Here is a 24,822-nt window from a genome sequence, read left to right as displayed (position 1 = left end):
CGTCAGTTACTGTTTTTTGTTGTCTACCAGTACCGCCAGCAAAATCACCACCGCTTTAACGATCATCTGGTAATAGGAGGAAACACCTAACAAATTCAAACCATTATTCAGGAAACCGAGGATCAGTGCGCCGATCAAAGTCCCAACAATGCGACCTTTACCGCCCGCCAGACTCGTACCGCCCAGAACCACTGCCGCAATGGCATCCAGCTCATACCCCGTACCCGCCGTTGGCTGCGCAGAAGAGAGGCGCGCCACTTCGATGATGCCCGCCAGAGACGCCAGCAGGCCGCACAGGGAGTAAACGATAATTTTGACTTTATTAACGCTGATACCAGACAGACGCGTTGCCGCTTCGTTACCACCCAGCGCATAGATATAACGGCCCAGACGGGTGTGGTGCAGCATGTACCACGCCGCCAGGAACACGATAGCCATGATCCAGACCGGCGTCGGAATACCCAGCGGGCGACCGATACCGAACCAGCCAAACAGATCGGCGTTATCCGTAAACCCGGTATTCACCGGGCTACCGTTGGTATAGACCATCGTCACACCGCGCAGCAACAGCATCATCACCAGCGTGGCAATGAACGCCTGAACACGACCTTTCGCCACAATCACACCGGTAACGGCACCAATAGCCGCGCCAGTTGCCAACGCAGCGGCAACAGCGACCAGCGCGTTGACTTCAATCCCTACAATTGAAGCGGCGATTGCACCGGTGAGCGCCAGCAGGGAACCGACGGACAGATCGATACCCGACGTCAAAATCACCAGCGTCATCCCGACCGCCATAATGGCGTTCACGGAGGTCTGCTGAAGAATGTTGAACAGGTTATTCACGGTAAAAAAGTTCGGGCTCATAGTCGAGACAATCGCGATCAGCACCAGCAGGGCAATCAGCGATTTTTGTTCCAGTAGCCATGCCTTGGTGAAATAACGGCGACCAGAAACAGCCTGGGTAGTCATCTTCTTACTCCTGATTCACGCGATTAAGCTTGCCCACAGCGGCAGCCATCAGAACTTCCTGGGTGGCCTGCTCGCGAGTGAATTCACCGCCGAGATGCCCTTCATGCATGACGATAATACGATCGCTCATGCCTAATACTTCTGGCATCTCGGAAGAGACCAGAATGATGCTCAGACCGTCGGCCTTGAACTGGTTAATCAGCTGATAGATCTCTTTCTTCGCCCCCACGTCCACGCCGCGAGTTGGCTCATCAAGGATCAGCACTTTCGGACGCGTCATCAGCCCGCGAGCAATCGCGACTTTCTGCTAATTACCGCCGGACAACAGGCCAATCGCCTGCTCCATCGACGGAGTTTTGACGTTAAAGAGACGAATAAAATCACTGACCGCCTGCTGTTCGTCTTTGTGCTTCAGGCTGCCGCCACTGTGGCTGAAATAGCGCAGTGCAGTAAGCGACATATTCTCTTTCACTGACATGCCCAGCACTAAGCCATCACGCTTGCGGTCTTCGGAAATATAGACGATGCCGTTTGCCAGACCATCTTGCGGAGAACGGGTAACCACTTCACGGCCATCGAGCGTCACATAACCGCTGGTGCGCGGCAGTGCGCCATACAGCACTTTCATCAGCTCGGTACGCCCCGCGCCCATCAGGCCCGCCACGCCCAGAATTTCCCCCTGACGTAGCGTAAAGGTTACGTCGTTCACTCCCGGACCGCAGAGGTTGTCCACCTTCAGGCGGATCTCGCCAGGCTGCTTGTCCAGATGCGGGTACTGATCTTCGAGCTTACGTCCCACCATCATTTCGATAAGCGTATCTTCGGTCAACGTTGCCACTTCTCGCTCGGCAATAAATTGCCCGTCGCGGAAGACGGTCACGTCGTCGCAGATCTCGAAAATCTCTTTCATACGGTGAGAAATATAGACAATCCCACGTCCCTGCGCTTTCAGCTCGCGGATGACGCGGAAAAGGGATTCGGTTTCGGTATCGGTGAGCGCATCGGTTGGTTCATCCATGATGATGACCTTCGACTCGAAGCTCAGCACCTTGGCGATTTCCACCATTTGCTGATCGCCAATGGAAAGCTCGCCCACCAGACGGTCGCTCTTAAAGCGCAGGTTCAGCTTCACCAGCAATTTGTCGGCTTCGGCATACATCGTTTTCCAGTCGATTTTACCAAACCGGTTAACGAACTCGCGGCCGAGGAAGATGTTCTCCGCAATGGTGAGTTGCGGGATCAGGTTCAGTTCCTGGTGGATAATGCCGATACCCGCTTCCTGAGAGGATTTCGGGCCAGTGAACGTGGTCTCTTTACCCAACCACAGCAGTGAACCTGCGTCGCGCTGGTAGATACCGGTCAGCACTTTCATCATGGTGGATTTGCCCGCGCCGTTCTCACCCACCAGCGCCATAACGCGTCCTGGGTAAACGTTCAGCGCTGCACCGGAGAGGGCTTTTACGCCTGGGAACGATTTATCGATCCCTTTAAGTTGCAGTAATGCGTCCATGATGGCCTCAGAAGGTGACGCCAGCACAGAGAATAATATTCGCATACGGGGAACACTCCCCGCTGCGAATCACCGCCTGACTGTCTGCGGTTTGTTGTTTGAACTGCTCGTGCGTTGTGTAACGAATTTCTATGGTGTTTCCCTGGTGTTGTTGCAGTTGCTCAATGTGGCTGAGCAACGTTTCGTGGAGTTGCGGATTATGTTGTTTGATTTCCGCCGCGAGAATGGCCGCCTCAACCTGCATCTCCGCAGTCACCACATCCAGTACCTGCATGAACGAGGGTACGCCCTGCGTTAACGCCATATCAATACGGGTTGTGCTGTGCGGAACCGGTAAGCCTGCATCGCAAACTACCAGCGTATCGGTATGCCCAAGACGGGAAATAACCGATGAGATTTCTGAGTTGAGTACAGTGCCTTTCTTCATTTTCTTGCTCCACTAGCGAAACGTTTCGCTAAAATCAGTTTAGTCTCAAGAGTGTTCAGAAAACCACCGTGACGTAACAGATTTGTGATCAGCGTCGAAACGTTTCGCTAAGTGAAATGTTGAGGGAGATAAATGCAAAACGGTAACCCTCTGGTTACCGTTTTTTATGTTTGCGCCCTCTCCTTGCGGGAGAGGGTTAGGGTGAGGGCACCAGACCGCAGAGGAGATTAAATCTCGACCTGCGTCCCCAGCTCAATCACACGGTTAGGCGGGATCTCAAACTGGTCAGGTGCGCGCAGGGCGTTACGCTGCAGAATAAGGTATAGCTTGCCACGCAGACGCAGATACCACGGACGCTTGCCCATAATCAGCGACTCGTGTGACATGAAGAACGATGTCTCCATCATGCGACAGCTCAGCCCTTCCAGACCACAGCGATGGAACACCTCTTCCACGTTTGGTGTTTCACGCCAGCCGTAGCTTGCCACCACGCGCCAGAAGGTCGGTGACAGTTGCTCAATCTGTACGCGGCGTACGTTGTGAACATACGGGGCATCTTCAGTGCGCAGCGTCAGCAGGATCACGCGTTCGTGCAGCACCTTATTGTGCTTGAGGTTATGCATCAGCGCGAACGGGATCACGTTCAGCGCACGAGACATATACACCGCGGTACCCGGTACACGAACTGGCGGGGATTTCTCCAGCGAAGCAATCATCGCATCCAGAGAATTACCGTGTTCATGTATGCGACGCAACAGGCGGAAACGCTCGCTCTTCCATGTCGTCATCACAATGAACATCACCAGACCCAGCGTGAGCGGCAGCCAGCCACCGGAGACAATCTTGTCGAGGTTCGCAGAGAACAGCGGCACGTCGATACACAGGAAACCTGTCAGAATCACCCCCACAAGGAGTTTATTCCAGTGCCAGTTTCGGTGTGCCACTGTGGCAGAGAGAATCGACGTCAGCACCATCGTACCGGTTACAGCAATACCGTAGGCTGCAGCCAGATTACTGGAGTGCTCAAAGCTAACGATAACGATAACAACCGAAAAATAGAGCAACCAGTTAATGAACGGGATGTAAATCTGACCCGACTCCATTTCCGATGTATGGATGATGCGCATTGGGGAGAGATAACCCAAACGCACGGCCTGACGCGTCAGGGAGAACACGCCAGAAATCACCGCCTGAGAGGCAATCACTGTCGCCAGGGTGGCGAGGATCAACATAGGTACCAGCGCCCAGTCCGGGGCCAGCAGGAAGAACGGGTTCTTAATCGCTTCCGGATTATCGAGCAGCAGTGCGCCCTGGCCGAAGTAGTTCAGCACCAGCGACGGCAACACCACAACAAACCATGCCACACGGATAGGCAGTTTCCCGAAGTGCCCCATATCAGCATACAGCGCTTCAACACCGGTGATGGACAGCACGACCGCCCCCAGCGCCACAAAGGAAACCACTTTGTATTCCAGGAAGAAATGCACCGCCCAGTACGGGTTCAGCGCCTGCAGCACTTCCGGGTTGGCAATAATGCTGCGCAAGCCCAGCGCCGCGAGAACCAGGAACCAGGCAAACATAATCGGGGCGAACAGTTTCCCTACCAGCCCGGTACCGTGTTTCTGGATTATAAACAGCAACGTCAGAACAATGATGGCCAGCGGGACAACCCACGTATCGAGCTGCGGCGCGATAATCTCAAGCCCCTCTATCGCCGAGAGAACCGAGATCGCGGGCGTGATCACCACTTCCCCATAGAAGAAACTGCCGCCAATCAGGCCGATGATAACCAGTACCGACGTCATTCTGGCGGACGTATTGCGCCCGGCAAGCGACATCAGCGTCAGTATCCCCCCTTCACCCGCGTTATCTGCACGCATCACGAAGGACAGGTATTTTACAGACACGACCAGGACCAACAGCCAGAAGATGAGTGACAGGAAGCCAAACACGGCATCACGTTCAACACCAAAGCCAAACTGACCGGACAGACATTCACGAAGCGTATAAAGCGGGCTGGTGCCGATATCACCGTAGACAACCCCGATCGCCGCAAGCGTTATTGCGGGTAATGATTGTTTATTATCAGTGCTCATAGACTAGTCTTTTCGTGTAAATAACAAATGTGTGCTTAGTCCCTTGGCCCACAAAAAGCGCACAGTATGCACGATTCAGTGCAAAATCGTACCCCTAAATGCAACCACATTAATGTAGCGCAAAGAAAATTGCGCCGCACTTCAGTCTATTACCAGCCCTGACTGAAACGTCTATACTCGCTTCAATTGGCCGCCACGACGGCGAAAGGATGCAAAACTATTATGGCTCACTCACATTTATTAGCAGAAAGAATTTCCCGTCTCAGCGGGGCGCTGGAGAAAGGTCTTTTCGAGCGTAGCCACGCCATTCGCCTTTGTTTACTGGCGGCACTGAGCGGTGAAAGCGTATTTTTACTTGGTCCCCCAGGTATTGCTAAAAGCCTGATTGCCCGTCGGCTGAAGTTTGCTTTTCAGAATGCACGCGCCTTCGAATACCTGATGACCCGTTTTTCCACCCCCGAAGAAGTTTTCGGCCCGCTTTCCATACAGGCGCTGAAAGATGAGGGACGTTATCAACGTCTGACAGAAGGGTATCTCCCGGAAGCGGAAATCGTTTTTCTTGATGAGATCTGGAAAGCTGGCCCGGCCATACTGAACACGCTGCTCACGGCAATTAACGAACGTCGGTTCCGCAATGGCGCAAGCGAAGAGAAAATCCCGATGCGCCTGTTGGTGGCGGCATCAAACGAACTGCCTGAAGCCGACAGCAGCCTGGAAGCACTGTATGACCGTATGCTGATCCGCCTGTGGTTAGACAAAGTGCAGGACAAAGCAAACTTCCGCTCCATGCTGGTAAGCCAGCAAGATGAGAATGAAAACCCGGTATCCGCTTCACTACAGGTGACAGATGAGGAGTATCACCAATGGCAGCAGGATATTGGCAAAATCAAACTGCCTGATGCCGTTTTTGAGCTGATTTTCATGCTGCGACAGCAGCTTGATTTACTGCCCTCTGCACCGTATGTCTCCGACCGTCGCTGGAAAAAAGCGATCCGCCTGTTGCAGGCAAGCGCCTTATTCAGCGGGCGTGATGCAGTTGCACCTATAGATCTGATCCTGCTAAAAGATTGTCTCTGGCACGATGCAGAAGGTATGAATCTGATGCAGCAGCAGCTTGAAATATTGATGACCGGACACGCCTGGGGCCAGCAGTCGATGCTCAACCAGCTCGGAGCGATTGCCCAACGACGCATCCAGCTTCAGCAACAGCAAAGTGATAAAACGGCGCTGAAAGTGAACCGTCTTGGCGGTATGTTTGCCCGTAAACCGCACTATGAGCTACCTGCCGGGCTGACGAGCACGACGCTTACGCTATTGCTCCAGCAACCGCTTAAACTTCATGACATGCAGGTGGTTCACGTTACGATTGAGCGCGAGGCGCTGGCGCAATGGCTCGATAAGAGCGGTGAGATCCGTGGCAAGCTTAACGGCATCGGTTTTGCACAGCCGCTCAATATGGAAGTGGATAGCAGCCAGCATCTGGTGATCCGCGATGTGAGCCTGCAGGGATCGCGTCTTGCTTTACCCGGAACAACCTCCGATAGCGTACCAGAAGAGATCAAACAGCACCTGGAAGCGCTGGATACCGAATGGCACCAGCAGCACACGCGCTTCAGTGAACAGCAAAAATGCCTCTTTATTCATAGCGACTGGTTAGGTCGTATCGAATCCAGCCTGCAGGATGTCAGCGCGCAGATCAAACAGGCGCGTCAATGCTAACGCTGGACACACTTAACGTCATGCTGGCGGTCAGTGAAGAAGGGCTGATCGAAGAGGTCGTGATTACGCTGCTGGCTTCGCCACAGCTGGCGGCCTTTTTTGAAAAATTTCCAAAGCTCAAAAAGGCGATGACCGACGATCTCCCGCGCTGGCGCGATAATCTGCGGCAGCGATTCAAAGAGACCGAAGTCCCGCCGGAGCTGACGGAAGAGGTCGCTTGCTATCAACAGTGCCAGCGGCTTTCGACGCCGCAGTTTATCGTCCAGCTTCCCCAAACGCTGACGTTGCTCGATAAAGTACACTCTCCCTTTGCCAGCCAGGCCCGGACGCTGGTCACGGATAACGCCACCTTTACCCCGGCACTGCATACCCTGTTTTTACAGCGCTGGCGACTCAGCCTGGTCGTTCAGGCCACCACCCTCAACCAGCAGCTACTGGATGAAGAACGCGAGCAACTGCTCAGCGAAGTACAGGAACGGATGACGCTGAGTGGTCAGCTGGAACAGGTGCTGGTGGAAAATGAAAACGCTGCCGGACGTCTCTGGGATATGAGCGCCGGGCAGTTACGGCGCGGTGACTACCAGCTGATCGTGAAGTACGGTGACTTTCTGGCACAGCAGCCGGAACTCATGAAACTTGCGGAGCAGCTTGGTCGTTCAAGGGAGGCAAAGTCCGTTCCAAAGAAAGATGCCCCAATGGAAACCTTCCGCACCCTGGTTCGTGAGCCAGCAACCGTACCGGAACAGGTAGATGGCTTACAGCAAAGTAATGACATTTTACGTCTGTTGCCCACCGAACTGAGCACGCTGGGGATGACCGAGCTGGAATATGAATTTTACCGTCGGCTGGTAGAAAAACAGCTCCTGACCTATCGTCTGCACGGTGAAGCCTGGCGCGAGAAGCTCAGCCAACGTCCTGTCATCCATCAGGATTTTGATGAACAGCCTCGCGGGCCTTTTATTGTTTGCGTGGATACATCCGGTTCGATGGGCGGTTTTAATGAACAATGTGCAAAAGCATTCTGCCTGGCTCTGATGCGCGTGGCGCTCGCAGACCGACGTCGATGCTTCATCATGCTGTTCTCCAGCGAAGTGGTGAGCTACGAACTGACGAGCCAGCAGGGCATCGAGCAGGCAATCCGCTTTTTAAGCCAGCGTTTTCGTGGCGGTACCGATCTGGCCAGCTGTTTTCGTAGCATTGTCGAACGTATGCAGGGCGGAGAGTGGTACGACGCTGACGCGGTGGTGATTTCCGATTTTATTGCTCAGCGACTGCCGGATGACGTGGTCAATAAAGTGAAGGAGTTACAGCGGGTGCATCATCACCGTTTTCATGCCGTGGCGATGTCAGCACATGGAAAACCCGGCATCATGCGCATCTTCGATCATATCTGGCGCTTTGATACCGGGTTGCGTAGCCGCCTGCTCAGACGCTGGCGGCATTAATTAAAGAAGGGAACCGACGCTTTCACGTACCTGCTGTGGCCAGACACCACACTGTACCTGACCAATATGAGAGAGTTGCAGCAATAACATGGTCAGACGGGACTGACCAATACCGCCGCCAATGGTCTGAGGCATTTCACCGCGCAACAGCGCCTGGTGCCACTCCAGCTGCAGACGCTCTTCATCACCGGTGACCGCCAGCTGACGTTTCAGCGCGTCAGCATCCACGCGGATCCCCATAGAAGAAAGTTCAAACGCATCTTCCAGCACCGGGTTCCAGACCAGAATATCACCGTTCAGACCCTCGAATTCACTTTCGCCCACCGTGCTCCAGTCATCATAATCCGGCGCGCGAACATCGTGATGTTTACCGTCAGAGAGCTTGCCGCCAATCCCTATCAGGAACACAGCACCCAGCTCTTTGGCTATCGCCCGTTCACGACCTTTGGCATCCAGATCCGGGAAGCGGGTCAGCAGATCCTGACTGTGAACAAAGTGGATCGATTCCGGCAGGAACGGTGCCAGGCCAAACTCTTTGCTCACTGCGGCTTCGGTGGCTTTGATCCCGGCGTAGATCGCCTCAACGGTAGATTTCAAGGTACCTACGTGGCGCTCGCCATCCCCCATCACGCGCTCCCAGTCCCACTGGTCAACGTAGACAGAATGAATCGCTGACAGGCGGTCTTCATCGGGGCGAAGGGCTTTCATGTGCGTGTACAACCCTTCGCCTGCGCTGAAGTCGTGTTGCCCCAGGGTTTGACGCTTCCATTTCGCCAGTGAATGAACCACTTCGAACTGAGCATCTGGCAGTGTTTTCACTTTCACCTGTACCGCTTTTTCGCATCCGGACAAGTTATCCTGCGTCCCGTCCCCCACTCGGCTAAGAATCGGAGCCTGAACTTCAATCAGGCCAAGCTTATCTTCCAGCTGGCGGGAAAAATGGGATTTAACGAAACTGATCTGGCGTTGTTTTGCGATGTAAGCGGTTTTCATTATTTATACTCCTGCGTCCTGTTGGTATTGATTAAGCAACAAAAATGGCACTCAATTCAATAATCAAACAACAAAAAGCCACCTTCACTTTTGATTCATTAAAATGTAGCGCTAGAATAGAGAGATTCATTAATCTTCATAAGAAAAACATATGGAAAATTATCAGATCGACAATCTGGACCGCGGCATCCTGGAAGTCTTAATGGCTAATGCGCGCACCGCCTACGCCGAACTGGCGAAACAGTTTGGTGTCAGCCCGGGGACAATTCACGTTCGCGTAGAGAAAATGAAACAGGCGGGGATCATTACCGGCGCACGTATTGATGTCAGCCCCAGGCAGCTGGGTTATGACGTGTGCTGCTTCATTGGCATAATTCTCAAAAGCGCCAAAGACTACCCTTCCGCTCTGGCAAAGCTGAACGCCCTTGATGAGGTCACCGAGGCGTACTACACCACCGGACACTACAGCATCTTTATAAAAGTGATGTGCCGATCCATTGATGCCCTCCAGCAGGTACTTATCAACAAGATCCAAACAATCGATGAAATTCAGTCCACCGAGACACTGATCTCCCTGCAAAACCCGATCATGCGTACAATTCGCCCATGATCGGGCAAATTCATTCCCACATTTTCCACAGGTAGATCCCAGCTCGTTCACAGCGTACAATGACCGCCTCTTTATCTGAGCGAGCGATCAATGGCGGACATTACTCTTATCAGCGGCAGCACCCTGGGTGGCGCGGAATATGTTGCGGAACATCTGGCTGAAAAGCTGGAAGATGCGGGCTTTTCCACAGAAACCCTGCACGGGCCATTGCTTGAAGATCTCCCGACAGATGGGATCTGGCTGCTGATCACCTCCACGCACGGCGCAGGCGATCTCCCGGATAACCTGCAACCTTTATATGACGAGCTGCAGGAACAACAGCCTGACCTGTCCAGCGTCCGCTTTGGCGCAGTCGGCATTGGCAGCCGCGAATATGACACCTTCTGCGGTGCAATAGAGAAAGTTGAAGCTGCCATCGTCGCTTGTGGGGCAAAACAACTGGGCGAAACGTTGAAGATCAACATCCTCGATCATGATATTCCGGAAGATCCAGCGGAAGTCTGGCTGGGTGAATGGAAAAATTTACTCAAAAACGGTTAAAGATCGCGCGAACAGATGTGGATAACTCTGGTTAAAAGCTCGTATTAAGCAGTAGTTATCCAAAGAATAACGTAGAGGCCGTTTTTGCCCTGTGTATAAAGTCGCGATCTGATCCCAGCTTATACTGGCCAGGATCACCGATCATTCACAGCAAACGATCCTTTCTAACTACATGATCTTCTTTGCGAGATCGGACTTATCCACAAAGGTTCGCGATCCTAATAAGAGATCACAATAGAACAGATCTCTAAATAAAAAGATCTTCTTTTTAATAGCCCAGGATCCCAATGCTTTCTCGAAAGACTAAAGTTGAGTAGAATCCACGGCCCGGGCTTCAATCCATTTTCATACCGCTTTACGCGAGGCAGACCACCATGTTTTATCAGGATCCTTTTGACGTCATTATCATTGGCGGGGGTCATGCAGGCACTGAGGCCGCAATGGCCGCAGCGCGAATGGGTCAGCAGACCCTGCTTTTGACACACAATATCGACACGCTGGGACAAATGTCCTGTAACCCGGCGATTGGCGGCATTGGGAAAGGACACCTGGTAAAAGAAGTGGATGCACTTGGCGGCCTGATGGCGAAAGCTATCGATCAGGCGGGCATCCAGTTTAGGATACTAAACGCGAGTAAAGGCCCTGCGGTCCGTGCAACCCGAGCTCAGGCTGACCGTGTGCTTTACCGTCAGGCTGTACGCACTGCGCTGGAGAACCAGCCAAATCTGATGATCTTCCAGCAGGCAGTGGAAGATCTTATCGTTGAGAACGATCGCGTCGTTGGTGCTGTTACCCAGATGGGGCTTAAGTTCCGCGCTAAAGCCGTTGTGCTGACCGTCGGGACATTCCTGGATGGTAAAATTCATATCGGCCTGGATAACTACAGCGGTGGCCGTGCTGGCGATCCGCCGTCTATTCCCCTTTCACGCCGTTTGCGTGAACTGCCGCTGCGCGTCAGCCGCCTGAAAACCGGGACGCCGCCGCGTATTGATGCTCGTACCATAGATTTTAGCGTGCTGGCGCAACAGCATGGCGATAACCCAATGCCGGTGTTCTCGTTCATGGGAAATGCTGCTCAGCATCCACAGCAGGTACCGTGTTACATCACGCATACCAACGAAAAAACACATGACGTGATCCGCAATAATCTCGATCGTAGCCCAATGTACGCGGGTGTGATCGAAGGGATCGGCCCGCGTTACTGCCCGTCGATCGAAGACAAGGTGATGCGCTTTGCCGATCGTAACCAGCACCAGATCTTCCTGGAGCCGGAAGGACTGACATCTAACGAAATTTACCCGAACGGTATCTCCACCAGCCTGCCGTTTGACGTTCAGATGCAAATTGTTCGCTCAATGCAAGGTATGGAGAACGCTAAAATTGTTCGTCCAGGCTACGCTATTGAGTACGATTTCTTCGATCCGCGTGACCTGAAGCCAACTCTGGAGAGCAAGTTCATCCACGGCCTGTTCTTCGCGGGTCAGATCAACGGCACTACCGGTTACGAAGAAGCTGCCGCACAGGGTCTGCTTGCAGGTCTGAACGCTGCACGCTTCTCCGCTGAGAAAGAGGGCTGGGCACCGGGACGTTCTCAGGCTTACCTGGGTGTTCTGGTCGACGATCTCTGCACCCTGGGTACCAAAGAACCGTACCGTATGTTTACCTCTCGTGCAGAATATCGCCTGATGCTGCGCGAAGATAATGCCGACCTGCGTCTGACCGAAATGGGTCGTGAGCTGGGTCTGGTGGATGACGAACGCTGGGCGCGTTTCAACGAGAAACTGGAACGCATCGAACAGGAACGTCAGCGCCTGAAGACAACGTGGGTCAACCCGCAGGCGGAAACTGCTGCCGAAGTGAACGCTCACTTGACTGCGCCGCTCTCTCGCGAAGCCAGTGGTGAAGACTTGCTGCGTCGTCCGGAAGTGACCTATGAGAACCTGGTTAAACTGACAGCGTTCGCTCCAGGCCTTGAAGACGCTGAAGCGGCTGAGCAGGTTGAAATCCAGGTAAAATACGAAGGTTATATCGCGCGTCAGCAGGATGAGATCGAAAAACAGCAGCGCAACGAAAACACGCTGCTGCCGGAAATGCTGGACTATCGTCAGGTGACTGGCCTTTCCAATGAAGTGATCGCCAAGCTGAACGATCACAAACCTGTGTCTATCGGCCAGGCATCCCGTATCTCCGGCGTCACACCTGCCGCGATTTCAATTCTGCTGGTGTGGTTGAAAAAGCAAGGTATGCTGCGTCGTAGCGCGTAATCACTTTTGTTTTTTGGCGGGCGGCGTTTTGCTGACCCGCTCTACAGCTTTGCAGGCCCGGTAAGCGTTAGCGCCACCGGGCAAATTATTTCTAAACAGGTATTCACTGTGCTCAATAAACTCTCTCGTCTGCTGGATCAGGCAGGTATTTCGCTCACCGATCACCAGAAAAACCAGCTGGTGGCTTATGTCGATATGCTGAACAAATGGAACAAAGCGTACAATCTGACGTCTGTGCGCGACCCCAACGAGATGCTGATTCGCCATATCCTCGACAGTATCGTGGTGGCTCCATATCTGAGCGGTGAGCGCTTTATCGACGTTGGGACGGGGCCGGGGCTACCGGGTATCCCGTTGTCGATTGTCCGTCCTGAGAGCCATTTCACTCTGCTGGACAGCCTGGGCAAGCGCGTGCGCTTTTTACGCCAGGTGCAGCATGAGCTGAAGCTTGAAAACATTACGCCTGTGCAGAGCAGGGTAGAGGAGTTCCCGGCTGAGCCGCCGTTTGATGGTGTTATCAGCCGTGCATTTGCCTCACTGAACGACATGGTGAGCTGGTGCAAGCATCTGCCTGCTGAGAATGGTCGTTTCTATGCGCTGAAAGGGCAGCTTCCAGGCGAAGAAATTGAGCAGCTTCCGGACGGTTATTCTGTCGAATCCATTGAGAAATTACAGATTCCTCAGCTCGACGGTGAGCGCCATCTGGTGATAATTAAGGCAAACATTTTTTAAAAAATTAATAAAAAATGTGGAATTTGTGCTGTTCTCAATGTGTTAAAAAACAGCACAACTAAAGAGATTTAGCTGAAGTTAATTTAACCTTATTTTTACTAAGGATTTTCTTACGGTTAACTTCACAGGTATTGTTCACCATGAAGATAATCAACAGTGAAAATATCAGTCTGCTAAAAGTGGGACGTCGCAACAAGAACGTGATGTTAAATATTTATTAAGAATGTCAATGAAAGGTTTTTGTTGTATACAGGGCTGTTTTGAAAATAGTGACTATATTTTATCTTTAATTTCATAAAGATGAAATTAACCGTGATAAATGCAGCCTTATCGGAAATGTGTATTTTGTGATCCCGTGCACGCTTTGTCATCAACGTTTTCGCGCTGTTTGCAGTTTTGTCCGAAGGTCGATGCTTTAGTCAAAAGTTAAAAAATAGCGACGGGGAAAAATATTTAAACATTTATTCACCTTTTCGCTACTTAATGTTTGAAATCACGGGTGCGCACCGTATAATTTGTCCGCTTTTTGATGCTTGACTCCGAGCCTTAAAGGACGTTTTATACGACACGCGACATACCTCGAAGGGAGCAGGAGTAAAAACGTGATGTCTGTGTCGCTCTTGAGTAGAAACGTTGCTCGTAAGCTTCTGTTCATTCAGTTTCTGGCTGTGATAGCAAGTGGACTGCTGTTTAGCCTCAAAGACCCCTTCTGGGGCATCTCCGCCGTGTGCGGGGGTTTGGCGGTTGTTCTGCCAAACGTATTGTTTATGATTTTTGCCTGGCGTCATCAGGCGCATACACCCGCCAAAGGCCGCGTGGCCTGGTCCTTCGCTCTGGGCGAAGTGTGTAAGGTGTTGCTGACCTTTGCTCTACTGGTGATGGCGCTGGCGGTTTTGAAAGTGGTATTAATGCCGCTGATAGCAACGTGGGTTTTGGTGCTGGTGGTACAAGTTCTGGCTCCAGCTGTAATCAACAACAAAGGGTAAAAGGCATCATGGCTTCAGAAAATATGACGCCGCAGGATTACATAGGTCACCATCTGAATAACCTTCAGCTGGACCTGCGTACATTCTCGCTGGTGGATCCGCATAACCCCCCGGCCACCTTCTGGACGATCAACATCGACTCCATGTTCTTCTCGGTGGTGTTGGGTCTTCTGTTCCTGGCCATGTTCCGCGGTGTTGCTAAAAGGGCGACCAGCGGTGTTCCAGGGAAATTCCAGACGTTCGTCGAGATGATCATCGGCTTCGTGCATGGTAGCGTCAAAGACATGTACCATGGCAAGAGCAAGCTGATTGCTCCACTGGCCCTGACCGTGTTCGTTTGGGTGTTCCTGATGAACCTGATGGACCTTCTGCCTATCGATTTTATTCCGTGGATCGGCGAGCATGTTCTCGGTCTGCCAGCGCTGCGCGTGGTTCCGTCTGCTGACGTGAACATCACCCTGTCGATGGCGCTCGGCGTATTTATCCTGATTCTTTTCTACAGCATCAAAATGAAAGGCGTAAGCGGCTTTGTGAAAGAGCTTACCTTGCAGCCGTTCAACCACTGGGCGTTCATTCCGGTCAACCTGATCCTGGAAGGCGTTAGCCTGCTGTCCAAGCCTGTATCACTGGGTCTGCGACTGTTCGGCAACATGTATGCGGGTGAGCTGATTTTCATTCTGATCGCGGGTCTTCTGCCGTGGTGGTCACAGTGGATTCTTAATGTGCCGTGGGCCATTTTCCACATCCTGATCATTACGCTGCAAGCCTTTATCTTCATGGTTCTGACGATTGTCTATCTGTCGATGGCATCTGAAGAGCACTGATTCTTTACCAACACTACTACGTTTTAATTGAAACAAACTGGAGACTGTCATGGAAAACCTGAATATGGATCTGCTGTACATGGCTGCCGCTGTGATGATGGGTCTGGCGGCTATCGGTGCTGCGATCGGTATCGGCATCCTCGGGGGTAAATTCCTGGAAGGCGCAGCGCGTCAACCGGATCTGATTCCTCTGCTGCGTACTCAGTTCTTTATCGTTATGGGTCTGGTGGATGCTATCCCAATGATCGCTGTAGGTCTGGGTCTGTACGTGATGTTTGCTGTCGCGTAGTAGCTGTTTTAAAACCCTAAGCCACAGAAATTTAAGAGGTATTGTGCTGTGAACATGAACGCAACAATCCTCGGCCAGGCCATCGCGTTTATTCTCTTTGTCTGGTTCTGCATGAAGTATGTATGGCCGCCTTTAATGGCTGCCATCGAAAAACGTCAGAAAGAAATTGCTGACGGTCTGGCTTCTGCAGAACGCGCTAAGAAAGATTTGGACCTTGCACAGGCCAACGCGACAGACCAGCTGAAAAAAGCGAAAGCGGAAGCTCAGGTAATCATCGAACAGGCTAACAAACGCCGTGCTCAGATCCTGGACGAAGCCAAAGCTGAAGCAGAACAGGAACGTACTAAGATCGTGTCACAAGCTCAGGCTGAAATTGATGCTGAGCGTAAACGTGCTCGTGAAGAACTGCGTAAGCAGGTTGCGATTCTGGCTGTTGCTGGCGCCGAGAAGATCATCGAACGTTCCGTGGATGAAGCTGCTAACAGCGACATCGTGGACAAACTTGTCGCTGAACTGTAAGGAGGGAGGGGCTGATGTCTGAATTTGTTACGGTAGCTCGCCCCTACGCCAAAGCAGCTTTTGACTTTGCTGTCGAACACCAAAATGTCGATCGCTGGCAGGATATGCTGGCGTTTGCCGCTGAGGTGACGAAAAACGAACAAATGGCTGAGTTGCTTTCCGGTGCATTAGCGCCTGAAACTCTCGCCGCGTCGTTTATCGCCGTGTGCGGAGAGCAACTGGATGCCAGCGGCCAGAACCTGATTAAGGTGATGGCTGAAAACGGTCGTCTGCGCGTGCTTCCGGATGTTCTTGAGCAGTTCGAGCACTTACGTGCCCTTAGTGAAGCTACCGCTGAAGTTGAAGTGACTTCTGCGAATGAACTGAGTAACGAACAGCTTTCGAAGATTACTTCCGCGATGGAAAAACGTCTGTCACGCAAAGTTAAGCTGAATTGCAAAATCGATAAGTCTGTAATGGCAGGCGTAATCATCCGTTCGGGTGATATGGTCATTGATGGCAGCGTACGCGGCCGTCTTGAGCGCCTTGCAGACGTCTTGCAGTCTTAAGGGGACTGGAGCATGCAACTGAATTCCACCGAAATCAGCGAACTGATCAAGCAGCGCATTGCTCAGTTCAGTGTTGTGAGTGAAGCTCACAACGAAGGTACTATTGTTTCTGTAAGCGACGGTGTTATCCGCATCCACGGCCTGGCCGATTGTATGCAGGGTGAAATGATCTCCCTGCCGGGTAACCGTTACGCTATCGCACTGAACCTGGAGCGCGACTCCGTAGGTGCAGTTGTGATGGGCCCATACGCTGACCTCGCCGAAGGCATGAAGGTTAAGTGTACTGGCCGTATTCTGGAAGTACCGGTTGGCCGTGGCCTGCTGGGTCGTGTAGTTAACACCCTGGGTGCGCCAATCGACGGTAAAGGTCCGGTTGAGCACGATGGCTTCTCTCCAATCGAAGTTATCGCACCGGGCGTTATCGACCGTCAGTCCGTTGATCAGCCAGTACAGACTGGTTATAAATCCGTTGATGCCATGATCCCAATCGGTCGTGGTCAGCGTGAACTGATCATCGGTGACCGTCAGACCGGTAAAACCGCGATGGCTATCGACGCCATCATCAACCAGCGTGACTCCGGCATCAAATGTGTGTACGTGGCTATCGGCCAGAAAGCGTCCACCATTTCCAACGTGGTTCGTAAACTGGAAGAGCACGGCGCACTGTCTAACACCATCGTTGTTGTGGCGACTGCGTCTGAATCTGCTGCACTGCAATACCTGGCACCATATGCTGGTTGCGCAATGGGCGAATACTTCCGTGACCGCGGTGAAGATGCACTGATCGTATACGATGACCTGTCTAAACAGGCTGTTGCTTATCGTCAGGTTTCCCTGCTGCTCCGTCGTCCACCAGGACGTGAAGCGTTCCCTGGCGACGTATTCTACCTCCACTCTCGTCTGCTGGAGCGTGCTTCCCGCGTTAACGCGGAATACGTCGAGAACTTCACCAAAGGTGAAGTGAAGGGTAAAACGGGCTCTCTGACCGCTCTGCCGATCATTGAAACCCAGGCGGGTGACGTTTCTGCGTTCGTTCCGACCAACGTAATCTCCATTACCGATGGTCAGATCTTCCTGGAAACCAACCTGTTTAACTCCGGTATTCGTCCGGCGGTTAACCCGGGTATCTCCGTATCCCGTGTTGGTGGTGCTGCTCAGACCAAGATCATCAAGAAACTGTCCGGTGGTATCCGTACCGCGCTGGCACAGTATCGTGAACTGGCTGCGTTCTCTCAGTTCGCATCCGATCTGGACGAAGCAACCCGTAAACAGCTGAGCCACGGTCAGAAAGTGACCGAGCTGCTGAAGCAGAAACAGTACGCTCCAATGTCTGTTGCTCAGCAGGGCCTGGTACTGTTCGCGGCTGAACGCGGTTACCTCGAAGATGTGGAACTGGCGAAAATCGGTAGCTTCGAAGCCGCTCTGTTGGCTTACGTTGACCGTGATCACGCTCCGCTGATGCAAGAGATCAACCAGACCGGTGGCTATAACGACGAAATCGAAGGCAAGCTGAAAGCTATCCTCGATTCCTTCAAAGCAACCCAATCCTGGTAATCGTCCGGCGGCTTGTCTCAGGACAAGCCGCCTGGCATTGAGGAGAAGCTCATGGCCGGCGCAAAAGAGATACGTAGTAAGATCGCAAGCGTCCAGAACACGCAGAAGATCACTAAAGCGATGGAAATGGTCGCCGCTTCCAAAATGCGTAAATCGCAGGATCGCATGGCGGCCAGCCGTCCTTATGCAGATACCATGCGCAAAGTGATTGGTCACCTTGCGAACGGTAATCTGGAATATAAGCACCCTTACCTGGAAGAACGCGACGTTAAGCGCGTGGGCTACCTGGTGGTGTCGACCGACCGTGGTCTGTGTGGCGGCTTGAACATTAACCTGTTCAAAAAACTACTGGCGGATATGAAAGCCTGGTCCGAAAAAGGCGTTCAGTGCGATATCGCAATGATCGGCTCTAAGGGCGTTTCTTTCTTTAACTCCGTTGGTGGCAACATTGTCGCTCAGGTGACCGGTATGGGTGATAACCCATCCCTGTCCGAACTGATCGGCCCGGTTAAAGTGATGTTGCAGGCCTATGATGAAGGCCGTCTGGACAGACTGTACGTTGTCAGCAACAAATTTATTAACACCATGTCTCAGGTTCCAACGCTCACTCAGATGCTGCCTTTACCGGCATCAGAAGATGAAGCGCTGAAGCAAAAATCCTGGGATTACCTGTATGAACCCGATCCGAAACCGCTGTTGGATACTCTGCTGCGTCGTTACGTTGAATCTCAGGTTTATCAGGGCGTTGTAGAAAACCTGGCCAGCGAGCAGGCCGCACGAATGGTGGCGATGAAAGCCGCGACCGATAATGGCGGCAGCCTGATTAAAGAGCTGCAGTTGGTTTACAACAAAGCTCGTCAGGCCAGCATTACTCAGGAACTCACCGAGATCGTCTCGGGGGCCGCCGCGGTTTAACCAGGTTTACGAATTACGTAGAGGATTCAAGATGGCTACTGGAAAGATTGTCCAGGTAATCGGCGCCGTGGTGGACGTCGAGTTCCCTCAGGACGCCGTACCGCGCGTGTACGATGCGCTTGAGGTACAGAATGGTAACGAGAGCCTGGTGCTGGAAGTTCAGCAGCAGCTCGGCGGCGGTATCGTGCGTACCATCGCGATGGGTTCTTCCGACGGTCTGCGTCGTGGTCTGGAAGTTAAAGACCTTGAACACCCGATCGAAGTCCCGGTAGGTAAAGCAACACTGGGTCGTATCATGAACGTATTGGGTCACCCAATCGACATGAAAGGCGACATCGGTGAAGAAGAGCGTTGGGCTATCCACCGCGCAGCACCTTCCTACGAAGAGCTGTCCAGCTCTCAGGAACTGCTGGAAACCGGTATCAAAGTTATCGACCTGATGTGTCCGTTTGCGAAGGGCGGTAAAGTTGGTCTGTTCGGTGGTGCGGGTGTAGGTAAAACCGTAAACATGATGGAGCTGATCCGTAACATCGCGATCGAGCACTCCGGTTACTCCGTATTTGCGGGCGTAGGTGAACGTACTCGTGAGGGTAACGACTTCTACCACGAAATGACCGACTCCAACGTTCTGGACAAAGTATCCCTGGTTTACGGCCAGATGAACGAGCCACCAGGAAACCGTCTGCGCGTTGCGCTGACCGGTCTGACTATGGCTGAGAAGTTCCGTGACGAAGGTCGTGACGTTCTGCTGTTCGTCGATAACATCTACCGTTACACCCTGGCCGGTACGGAAGTATCTGCACTGCTGGGTCGTATGCCTTCAGCGGTAGGTTACCAGCCTACGCTTGCGGAAGAGATGGGTGTTCTTCAGGAACGTATCACCTCTACCAAAACCGGTTCTATCACCTCCGTTCAGGCGGTATACGTACCTGCGGATGACTTGACTGACCCATCACCAGCCACCACCTTTGCTCACTTAGATGCAACCGTGGTACTGAGCCGTCAGATCGCGTCTCTGGGTATCTACCCGGCCGTTGACCCGCTGGACTCCACCAGCCGTCAGCTGGATCCACTGGTTGTTGGTCAGGAACACTACGACACCGCGCGTGGCGTACAGTCCCTGCTGCAGCGTTACCAGGAACTGAAAGACATCATCGCCATCCTGGGTATGGATGAACTGTCTGAAGAAGACAAACTGGTGGTAGCACGTGCGCGTAAGATCCAGCGCTTCCTGTCCCAGCCGTTCTTCGTTGCGGAAGTATTCACCGGTTCTCCGGGTAAATACGTTTCCCTGAAAGACACCATCCGTGGCTTTAAAGGCATCATGGAAGGCGAATACGATCACCTGCCAGAGCAGGCGTTCTACATGGTTGGTTCCATCGACGAAGCCGTGGAAAAAGCCAAAAAACTTTAACGCCTTAATCGGAGGGTGATATGGCAATGACTTACCACCTGGACGTCGTCAGCGCAGAGCAACAAATGTTCTCTGGTCTGGTCGAGAAAATCCAGGTAACGGGTAGTGAAGGTGAACTGGGCATTTACCCAGGCCACGCACCGCTGCTCACCGCCATTAAGCCTGGTATGATCCGCATCGTTAAACAGTTCGGTCACGAAGAGTTTATCTATCTGTCCGGCGGCATTCTTGAAGTGCAGCCTGGTAGTGTGACCGTTCTGGCCGATACCGCTATTCGTGGCCAGGATCTCGACGAAGCGCGAGCCCTGGAATCGAAGCGTAAGGCTGAAGAGCACATTAGCAGCTCTCATGGTGACGTGGATTACGCTCAGGCGTCTGCGGAACTGGCCAAAGCGATCGCGAAACTGCGCGTTATCGAGTTGACCAAAAAAGCGATGTAACACCGGCTTGAAAAGCACAAAAGCCAGTCTGGTTTCCAGACTGGCTTTTTTTATGGATCTTTATTCCCGGTGCGAAAAATGGTTAAGCCATTGTGAGAACTGGTGACTTACTGCAAGAAAGCTATTTCTCAGAGAAAAAGTGATTTACTCTGCCCTAAAAAGTATCTTCAAATAGCCCGTAATGCCCGGTGTTGAGCGTTTTAACGCCATTCCATTTTATGGCGAAAAATATGTAGAATTTTCAACGTCGAAGGGTTTTACTTCTCACTCAAATTACAGTCAGGACGCGTATGTTGAACAATACGATGAGCGTGGTCATCCTTGCCGCTGGTAAAGGTACCCGCATGTATTCCGATCTTCCGAAGGTACTGCACACCCTGGCAGGAAAGCCAATGGTGCAGCATGTCATTGATGCCGCGAATGAACTTGGTGCTCGCCAGGTGCATTTGGTTTACGGACACGGTGGCGATCTGCTGAAAGAAACGTTGGATGATAACGCGCTCAACTGGGTACTTCAGGCAGAACAGTTGGGTACTGGCCATGCGATGCAGCAGGCAGCCCCCTTCTTTGCTGATGACGAAGACATCCTGATGCTTTACGGTGACGTCCCGCTGATCTCTGTTGAAACGCTGGCTCGCCTGCGTGAAGCCAAACCTCAGGGCGGCATCGGCCTGTTAACCGTCGTGCTGGACGATCCAAGTGGCTATGGCCGCATTACCCGTGAAAACGGCAACGTAACGGGTATCGTTGAGCACAAAGATGCCAGCGACGTTCAGCGTCAGATTCAGGAAATCAACACCGGCATCCTGATTGCCAATGGCGCGGATCTGAAGCGCTGGCTGTCAAAACTCAACAACAACAATGCCCAGGGTGAATATTACATCACCGACATCATTGCGATGGCGTATCAGGAAGGGCATGAGATTGCTGCGGTACATCCTGCACGTATCAGTGAAACGGAAGGGGTAAATAACCGTCTGCAGCTTTCCCGTCTGGAACGCGTTTATCAATCCGAACAGGTGGAAAAACTGCTGCTGGCGGGGGTTATGCTGCGCGATCCGGCGCGTTTTGATCTGCGCGGAACCTTGTCGCACGGGCGCGACGTTGAGATTGATACTAACGTTATTGTTGAAGGTCACGTTCAGCTTGGCAATCGCGTTAAAATTGGCAGCGGCTGTGTTATCAAAAACAGCATCATCGGTGACGACTGCGAAATTAGCCCCTACAGTGTGGTGGAAGATGCCCGTCTGGATGCGGCATGTACCATTGGCCCGTTTGCACGTCTGCGTCCGGGTGCTGAGCTGCTGGAAGGCGCTCATGTGGGTAACTTCGTTGAGATGAAAAAAGCGCGTCTGGGTAAAGGCTCCAAAGCCGGTCACTTGACCTATCTGGGCGACGCGGAAATTGGCGATAACGTGAACATTGGTGCAGGGACGATCACCTGTAACTATGACGGTGCCAATAAGTTTAAAACTATCATTGGTGATGACGTGTTTGTCGGTTCCGACACGCAGCTGGTGGCACCTGTCACCGTAGGCAACGGCGTGACCATTGCTGCCGGGACGACCGTAACGCGAGACGTGGCGGATAACGAGCTGGTGTTAAGCCGTGTACCGCAGGTGCACAAACAGGGCTGGAAACGCCCGGTGAAGAAGAAGTAACAGATTCACTCCTCACCCTAACCCTCTCCCCAAAGGGAGAAGGGAACGTTCGGTGCGGTGTTTTTCTCCCTCACCCCTTTGGGGAGAGGGTCGGGATGAGGGGATAATATAATCCTCCACCCAATAGCAGTACTTATAAAAATAGCCCCACTCTCTACAAGGCTCGGGGTGCCCGGAAAGGGTAAATACAGGTCAGCGACAACGCAGGCGTTATGCCTAAATTCGGAATCTAAAACTATGTGTGGAATTGTTGGCGCAGTTGCGCAGCGTGATATTGCTGAAATCCTTCTCGAAGGTTTACGTCGTCTGGAATACCGTGGCTACGACTCTGCCGGTCTGGCTGTCGTAGATGAAGAGGGTCATATGACCCGTCTGCGCCGCCTCGGTAAAGTGCAGATGCTGGCTCAGGCCGCGGAAGAACATCCGCTGCACGGTGGTACGGGTATTGCGCATACCCGCTGGGCGACTCACGGCGAACCGTCTGAAGGCAACGCGCACCCGCATGTGTCTGAACACATCGTGGTGGTGCATAACGGTATTATTGAAAACCACGAACCGCTGCGCGAAGAGCTGAAAGCGCGTGGCTATACCTTCGTCTCTGAAACTGACACCGAAGTGATTGCTCACCTGGTTCACTGGGAGCTGAAGCAGGGCGGCACACTGCGTGATGCCGTGCTGCGTGCTATCCCACAGCTGCGTGGTGCGTACGGTACGGTGATCATGGATTCCCGCGACCCGTCCACCCTGCTGGCAGCGCGTTCCGGTAGCCCGATGGTTATCGGTCTGGGTATGGGTGAAAACTTTATCGCTTCCGATCAGCTGGCTCTGCTGCCAGTTACCCGTCGCTTTGTCTTCCTGGAAGAAGGCGATATTGCGGAAGTGACGCGCCGTAGCGTGACCGTATTCGATACCAAAGGCGCGCCTGTGAAGCGTCAGGAGATCGAATCTAACCTGCAGTACGACGCGGGCGACAAAGGCGCTTACCGTCACTACATGCAGAAAGAGATTTACGAGCAGCCAAACGCCATCAAAAACACGCTGACCGGGCGTATCAGCCACGGTGAGGTGGATCTGAGCGAGTTGGGTGCGAGTGCTAACGAACTGCTCGGTAAGGTTGAGCATATTCAGATCGTGGCCTGCGGTACGTCTTACAACTCCGGTATGGTGTCGCGTTACTGGTTTGAAGCGCTGGCTGGCGTACCATGCGATGTCGAAATCGCTTCTGAATTCCGCTACCGCAAATCCGCTGTGCGTCGTAACAGTCTGATGATCACCCTTTCCCAGTCTGGCGAAACGGCGGACACCCTGGCGGCGCTGCGTCTCTCCAAAGAGCTGGGTTACCTGGGTTCTCTGGCGATTTGTAACGTGCCTGGCTCTTCGCTGGTGCGTGAGTCCGATCTGGCGCTGATGACCAAAGCGGGTACTGAAATCGGCGTAGCGTCTACCAAAGCGTTTACTACCCAGCTGACCGTTCTGCTGATGCTGGTGGCAAAACTGGCGCGTCTGAAAGGTCTGGATGCTTCTGTCGAGCATGATATCGTTCATGGTCTGCAGGCACTGCCAAGCCGCATTGAACAGATGCTGTCGCAGGATAAACGCATTGAAGAGCTGGCTGAAGATTTCTCCGACAAACACCACGCGCTGTTCCTGGGTCGTGGCGATCAGTATCCGATTGCGCTGGAAGGCGCACTGAAGCTGAAAGAGATCTCCTATATCCACGCTGAAGCCTACGCGGCAGGCGAGCTGAAACATGGCCCGCTGGCGCTGATTGACGCGGATATGCCTGTTATTGTTGTGGCACCTAACAACGAACTGCTGGAAAAACTGAAATCTAACATCGAAGAAGTGCGCGCTCGTGGTGGTGTACTTTATGTCTTCGCTGATAAGGATGCCGGTTTCACCAGCAGCGATAACATGCACATCATTGATATGCCGCATGTGGAAGAGGTCATTGCCCCGATCTTCTACACCGTTCCGCTGCAACTGCTGGCTTACCACGTGGCGCTGATCAAAGGCACCGACGTAGACCAGCCGCGTAACCTGGCGAAATCTGTAACTGTAGAGTAATCCCTTCAGGCTCCACCTTCGGGTGGAGCTTTTTTACCCCTCCTGGTTTGTTTTTAATCAACGCTTTCGTGTTTTTATTTATGACAATCTGTCATCTTCAGCTATTTTTTTCAGTGTCACATAAAGAAAATATTTCTGAAAACACACTGTCATCTTAGTGGCTAACACAATGATAAATAAAGAATGTTTCGTTGCTTTTTAAGTGAAATTTTCGTTGTCATAAAACTGTCATAATTCGTACATTTATCTGTCACCTGTTTGTCCTATTTTGCTCATCGTAGCCACTAAACAACGATT

The 24,822-nt window shown here is 52.5% G+C and carries 21 protein-coding genes and 1 pseudogene; 17 read left to right on the top strand and 5 right to left on the bottom strand.

Going from position 1 to position 24,822, the window contains the following annotated elements; translation table 11 throughout:
* Window positions 1–6: 6 nt before the first annotated feature.
* The 4 genes and pseudogenes from rbsC to kup form a co-directional block, all read right to left on the bottom strand.
* Window positions 7–972, bottom strand: coding sequence for a ribose ABC transporter permease (gene rbsC, locus HV318_RS13950; protein WP_182273218.1), 966 nt, complete (start codon window positions 970–972; stop codon window positions 7–9).
* 4 nt (window positions 973–976) lie between these two features.
* A pseudogene (gene rbsA, locus HV318_RS13945) lies at window positions 977–2,482 on the bottom strand (ribose ABC transporter ATP-binding protein RbsA).
* A gap of 7 nt (window positions 2,483–2,489) precedes the next feature.
* A complete protein-coding gene (gene rbsD, locus HV318_RS13940; RefSeq protein ID WP_182273217.1) occupies window positions 2,490–2,909 on the bottom strand; it encodes a D-ribose pyranase in 420 nt (139 codons plus the stop codon).
* Between the two features lie 227 nt (window positions 2,910–3,136).
* On the bottom strand, window positions 3,137–5,005 hold the full coding sequence (gene kup, locus HV318_RS13935; RefSeq protein ID WP_182273216.1) for a low affinity potassium transporter Kup: 1,869 nt from the start codon (window positions 5,003–5,005) through the stop codon (window positions 3,137–3,139).
* 222 nt (window positions 5,006–5,227) lie between these two features.
* On the opposite strand from kup, the gene ravA reads away from it, so the two are divergent.
* A complete protein-coding gene (gene ravA / locus HV318_RS13930) occupies window positions 5,228–6,724 on the top strand; it encodes an ATPase RavA (protein ID WP_182273215.1) in 1,497 nt (498 codons plus the stop codon).
* Window positions 6,718–8,169, top strand: coding sequence for an ATPase RavA stimulator ViaA (viaA, locus tag HV318_RS13925; protein ID WP_182273214.1), 1,452 nt, complete (start codon window positions 6,718–6,720; stop codon window positions 8,167–8,169). The genes ravA and viaA overlap by 7 nt, the downstream gene beginning before the upstream one ends.
* Here viaA and asnA read toward each other — a convergent pair whose 3' ends face one another.
* Window positions 8,170–9,162 carry an aspartate--ammonia ligase gene (asnA, locus tag HV318_RS13920; RefSeq protein ID WP_182273213.1) on the bottom strand — a complete coding sequence of 331 codons (993 nt, stop codon included), beginning with the start codon at window positions 9,160–9,162 and terminating at the stop codon, window positions 8,170–8,172.
* A 151-nt stretch (window positions 9,163–9,313) separates the two neighbouring features.
* Here asnA and asnC point away from each other — a divergent pair, with 151 nt between their 5' ends.
* From asnC to glmS, 15 genes are all read left to right on the top strand, one after another.
* Window positions 9,314–9,772 (top strand): transcriptional regulator AsnC, encoded by a 459-nt coding sequence (gene asnC / locus HV318_RS13915; protein ID WP_182273212.1) that lies wholly within the window; start codon window positions 9,314–9,316, stop codon window positions 9,770–9,772.
* A gap of 90 nt (window positions 9,773–9,862) precedes the next feature.
* A complete protein-coding gene (gene mioC, locus HV318_RS13910; protein WP_182273211.1) occupies window positions 9,863–10,312 on the top strand; it encodes an FMN-binding protein MioC in 450 nt (149 codons plus the stop codon).
* A 374-nt stretch (window positions 10,313–10,686) separates the two neighbouring features.
* Complete coding sequence (mnmG, locus tag HV318_RS13905; protein WP_023333918.1) at window positions 10,687–12,576, top strand: tRNA uridine-5-carboxymethylaminomethyl(34) synthesis enzyme MnmG; 1,890 nt, start codon at window positions 10,687–10,689, stop codon at window positions 12,574–12,576.
* A 108-nt stretch (window positions 12,577–12,684) separates the two neighbouring features.
* A complete protein-coding gene (rsmG, locus tag HV318_RS13900) occupies window positions 12,685–13,308 on the top strand; it encodes a 16S rRNA (guanine(527)-N(7))-methyltransferase RsmG (protein WP_182273210.1) in 624 nt (207 codons plus the stop codon).
* A gap of 605 nt (window positions 13,309–13,913) precedes the next feature.
* Complete coding sequence (gene atpI, locus HV318_RS13895; RefSeq protein WP_182273209.1) at window positions 13,914–14,294, top strand: F0F1 ATP synthase subunit I; 381 nt, start codon at window positions 13,914–13,916, stop codon at window positions 14,292–14,294.
* 8 nt (window positions 14,295–14,302) lie between these two features.
* Window positions 14,303–15,118, top strand: a complete 816-nt coding sequence (gene atpB, locus HV318_RS13890; RefSeq protein WP_182273208.1) for a F0F1 ATP synthase subunit A — start codon at window positions 14,303–14,305, stop codon at window positions 15,116–15,118.
* A 49-nt stretch (window positions 15,119–15,167) separates the two neighbouring features.
* The gene (gene atpE, locus HV318_RS13885; protein ID WP_000429386.1) at window positions 15,168–15,407 is read left to right on the top strand and encodes a F0F1 ATP synthase subunit C; all 240 of its coding nucleotides are present in this window, start codon (window positions 15,168–15,170) and stop codon (window positions 15,405–15,407) included.
* Window positions 15,408–15,455: 48 nt separating this feature from the next.
* A complete protein-coding gene (gene atpF / locus HV318_RS13880; protein ID WP_182273207.1) occupies window positions 15,456–15,926 on the top strand; it encodes a F0F1 ATP synthase subunit B in 471 nt (156 codons plus the stop codon).
* A 14-nt stretch (window positions 15,927–15,940) separates the two neighbouring features.
* Complete coding sequence (gene atpH, locus HV318_RS13875) at window positions 15,941–16,474, top strand: F0F1 ATP synthase subunit delta (RefSeq protein ID WP_182273206.1); 534 nt, start codon at window positions 15,941–15,943, stop codon at window positions 16,472–16,474.
* Window positions 16,475–16,486: 12 nt separating this feature from the next.
* Window positions 16,487–18,028 carry a F0F1 ATP synthase subunit alpha gene (gene atpA / locus HV318_RS13870; protein WP_006808751.1) on the top strand — a complete coding sequence of 514 codons (1,542 nt, stop codon included), beginning with the start codon at window positions 16,487–16,489 and terminating at the stop codon, window positions 18,026–18,028.
* A gap of 51 nt (window positions 18,029–18,079) precedes the next feature.
* Window positions 18,080–18,943 carry a F0F1 ATP synthase subunit gamma gene (gene atpG / locus HV318_RS13865; RefSeq protein WP_182273205.1) on the top strand — a complete coding sequence of 288 codons (864 nt, stop codon included), beginning with the start codon at window positions 18,080–18,082 and terminating at the stop codon, window positions 18,941–18,943.
* Between the two features lie 31 nt (window positions 18,944–18,974).
* Window positions 18,975–20,357 carry a F0F1 ATP synthase subunit beta gene (gene atpD / locus HV318_RS13860; protein ID WP_014072438.1) on the top strand — a complete coding sequence of 461 codons (1,383 nt, stop codon included), beginning with the start codon at window positions 18,975–18,977 and terminating at the stop codon, window positions 20,355–20,357.
* Window positions 20,358–20,377: 20 nt separating this feature from the next.
* Complete coding sequence (locus HV318_RS13855) at window positions 20,378–20,797, top strand: F0F1 ATP synthase subunit epsilon (RefSeq protein ID WP_182273204.1); 420 nt, start codon at window positions 20,378–20,380, stop codon at window positions 20,795–20,797.
* Between the two features lie 290 nt (window positions 20,798–21,087).
* Complete coding sequence (glmU, locus tag HV318_RS13850) at window positions 21,088–22,458, top strand: bifunctional UDP-N-acetylglucosamine diphosphorylase/glucosamine-1-phosphate N-acetyltransferase GlmU (RefSeq protein ID WP_182273203.1); 1,371 nt, start codon at window positions 21,088–21,090, stop codon at window positions 22,456–22,458.
* A 237-nt stretch (window positions 22,459–22,695) separates the two neighbouring features.
* Window positions 22,696–24,525, top strand: coding sequence for a glutamine--fructose-6-phosphate transaminase (isomerizing) (glmS, locus tag HV318_RS13845; RefSeq protein ID WP_182273202.1), 1,830 nt, complete (start codon window positions 22,696–22,698; stop codon window positions 24,523–24,525).
* Window positions 24,526–24,822: the final 297 nt, after the last annotated feature.

Origin of the sequence: Enterobacter sp. RHBSTW-00901, from assembly GCF_014103115.1 — a bacterium.
GTDB classification, from domain to species: Bacteria; Pseudomonadota; Gammaproteobacteria; order Enterobacterales; family Enterobacteriaceae; genus Enterobacter; species Enterobacter cloacae_P.
The sequence above is the reverse complement of the archived record's forward strand: the minus strand, read 5'-3'. Positions and strand labels throughout refer to the sequence as shown.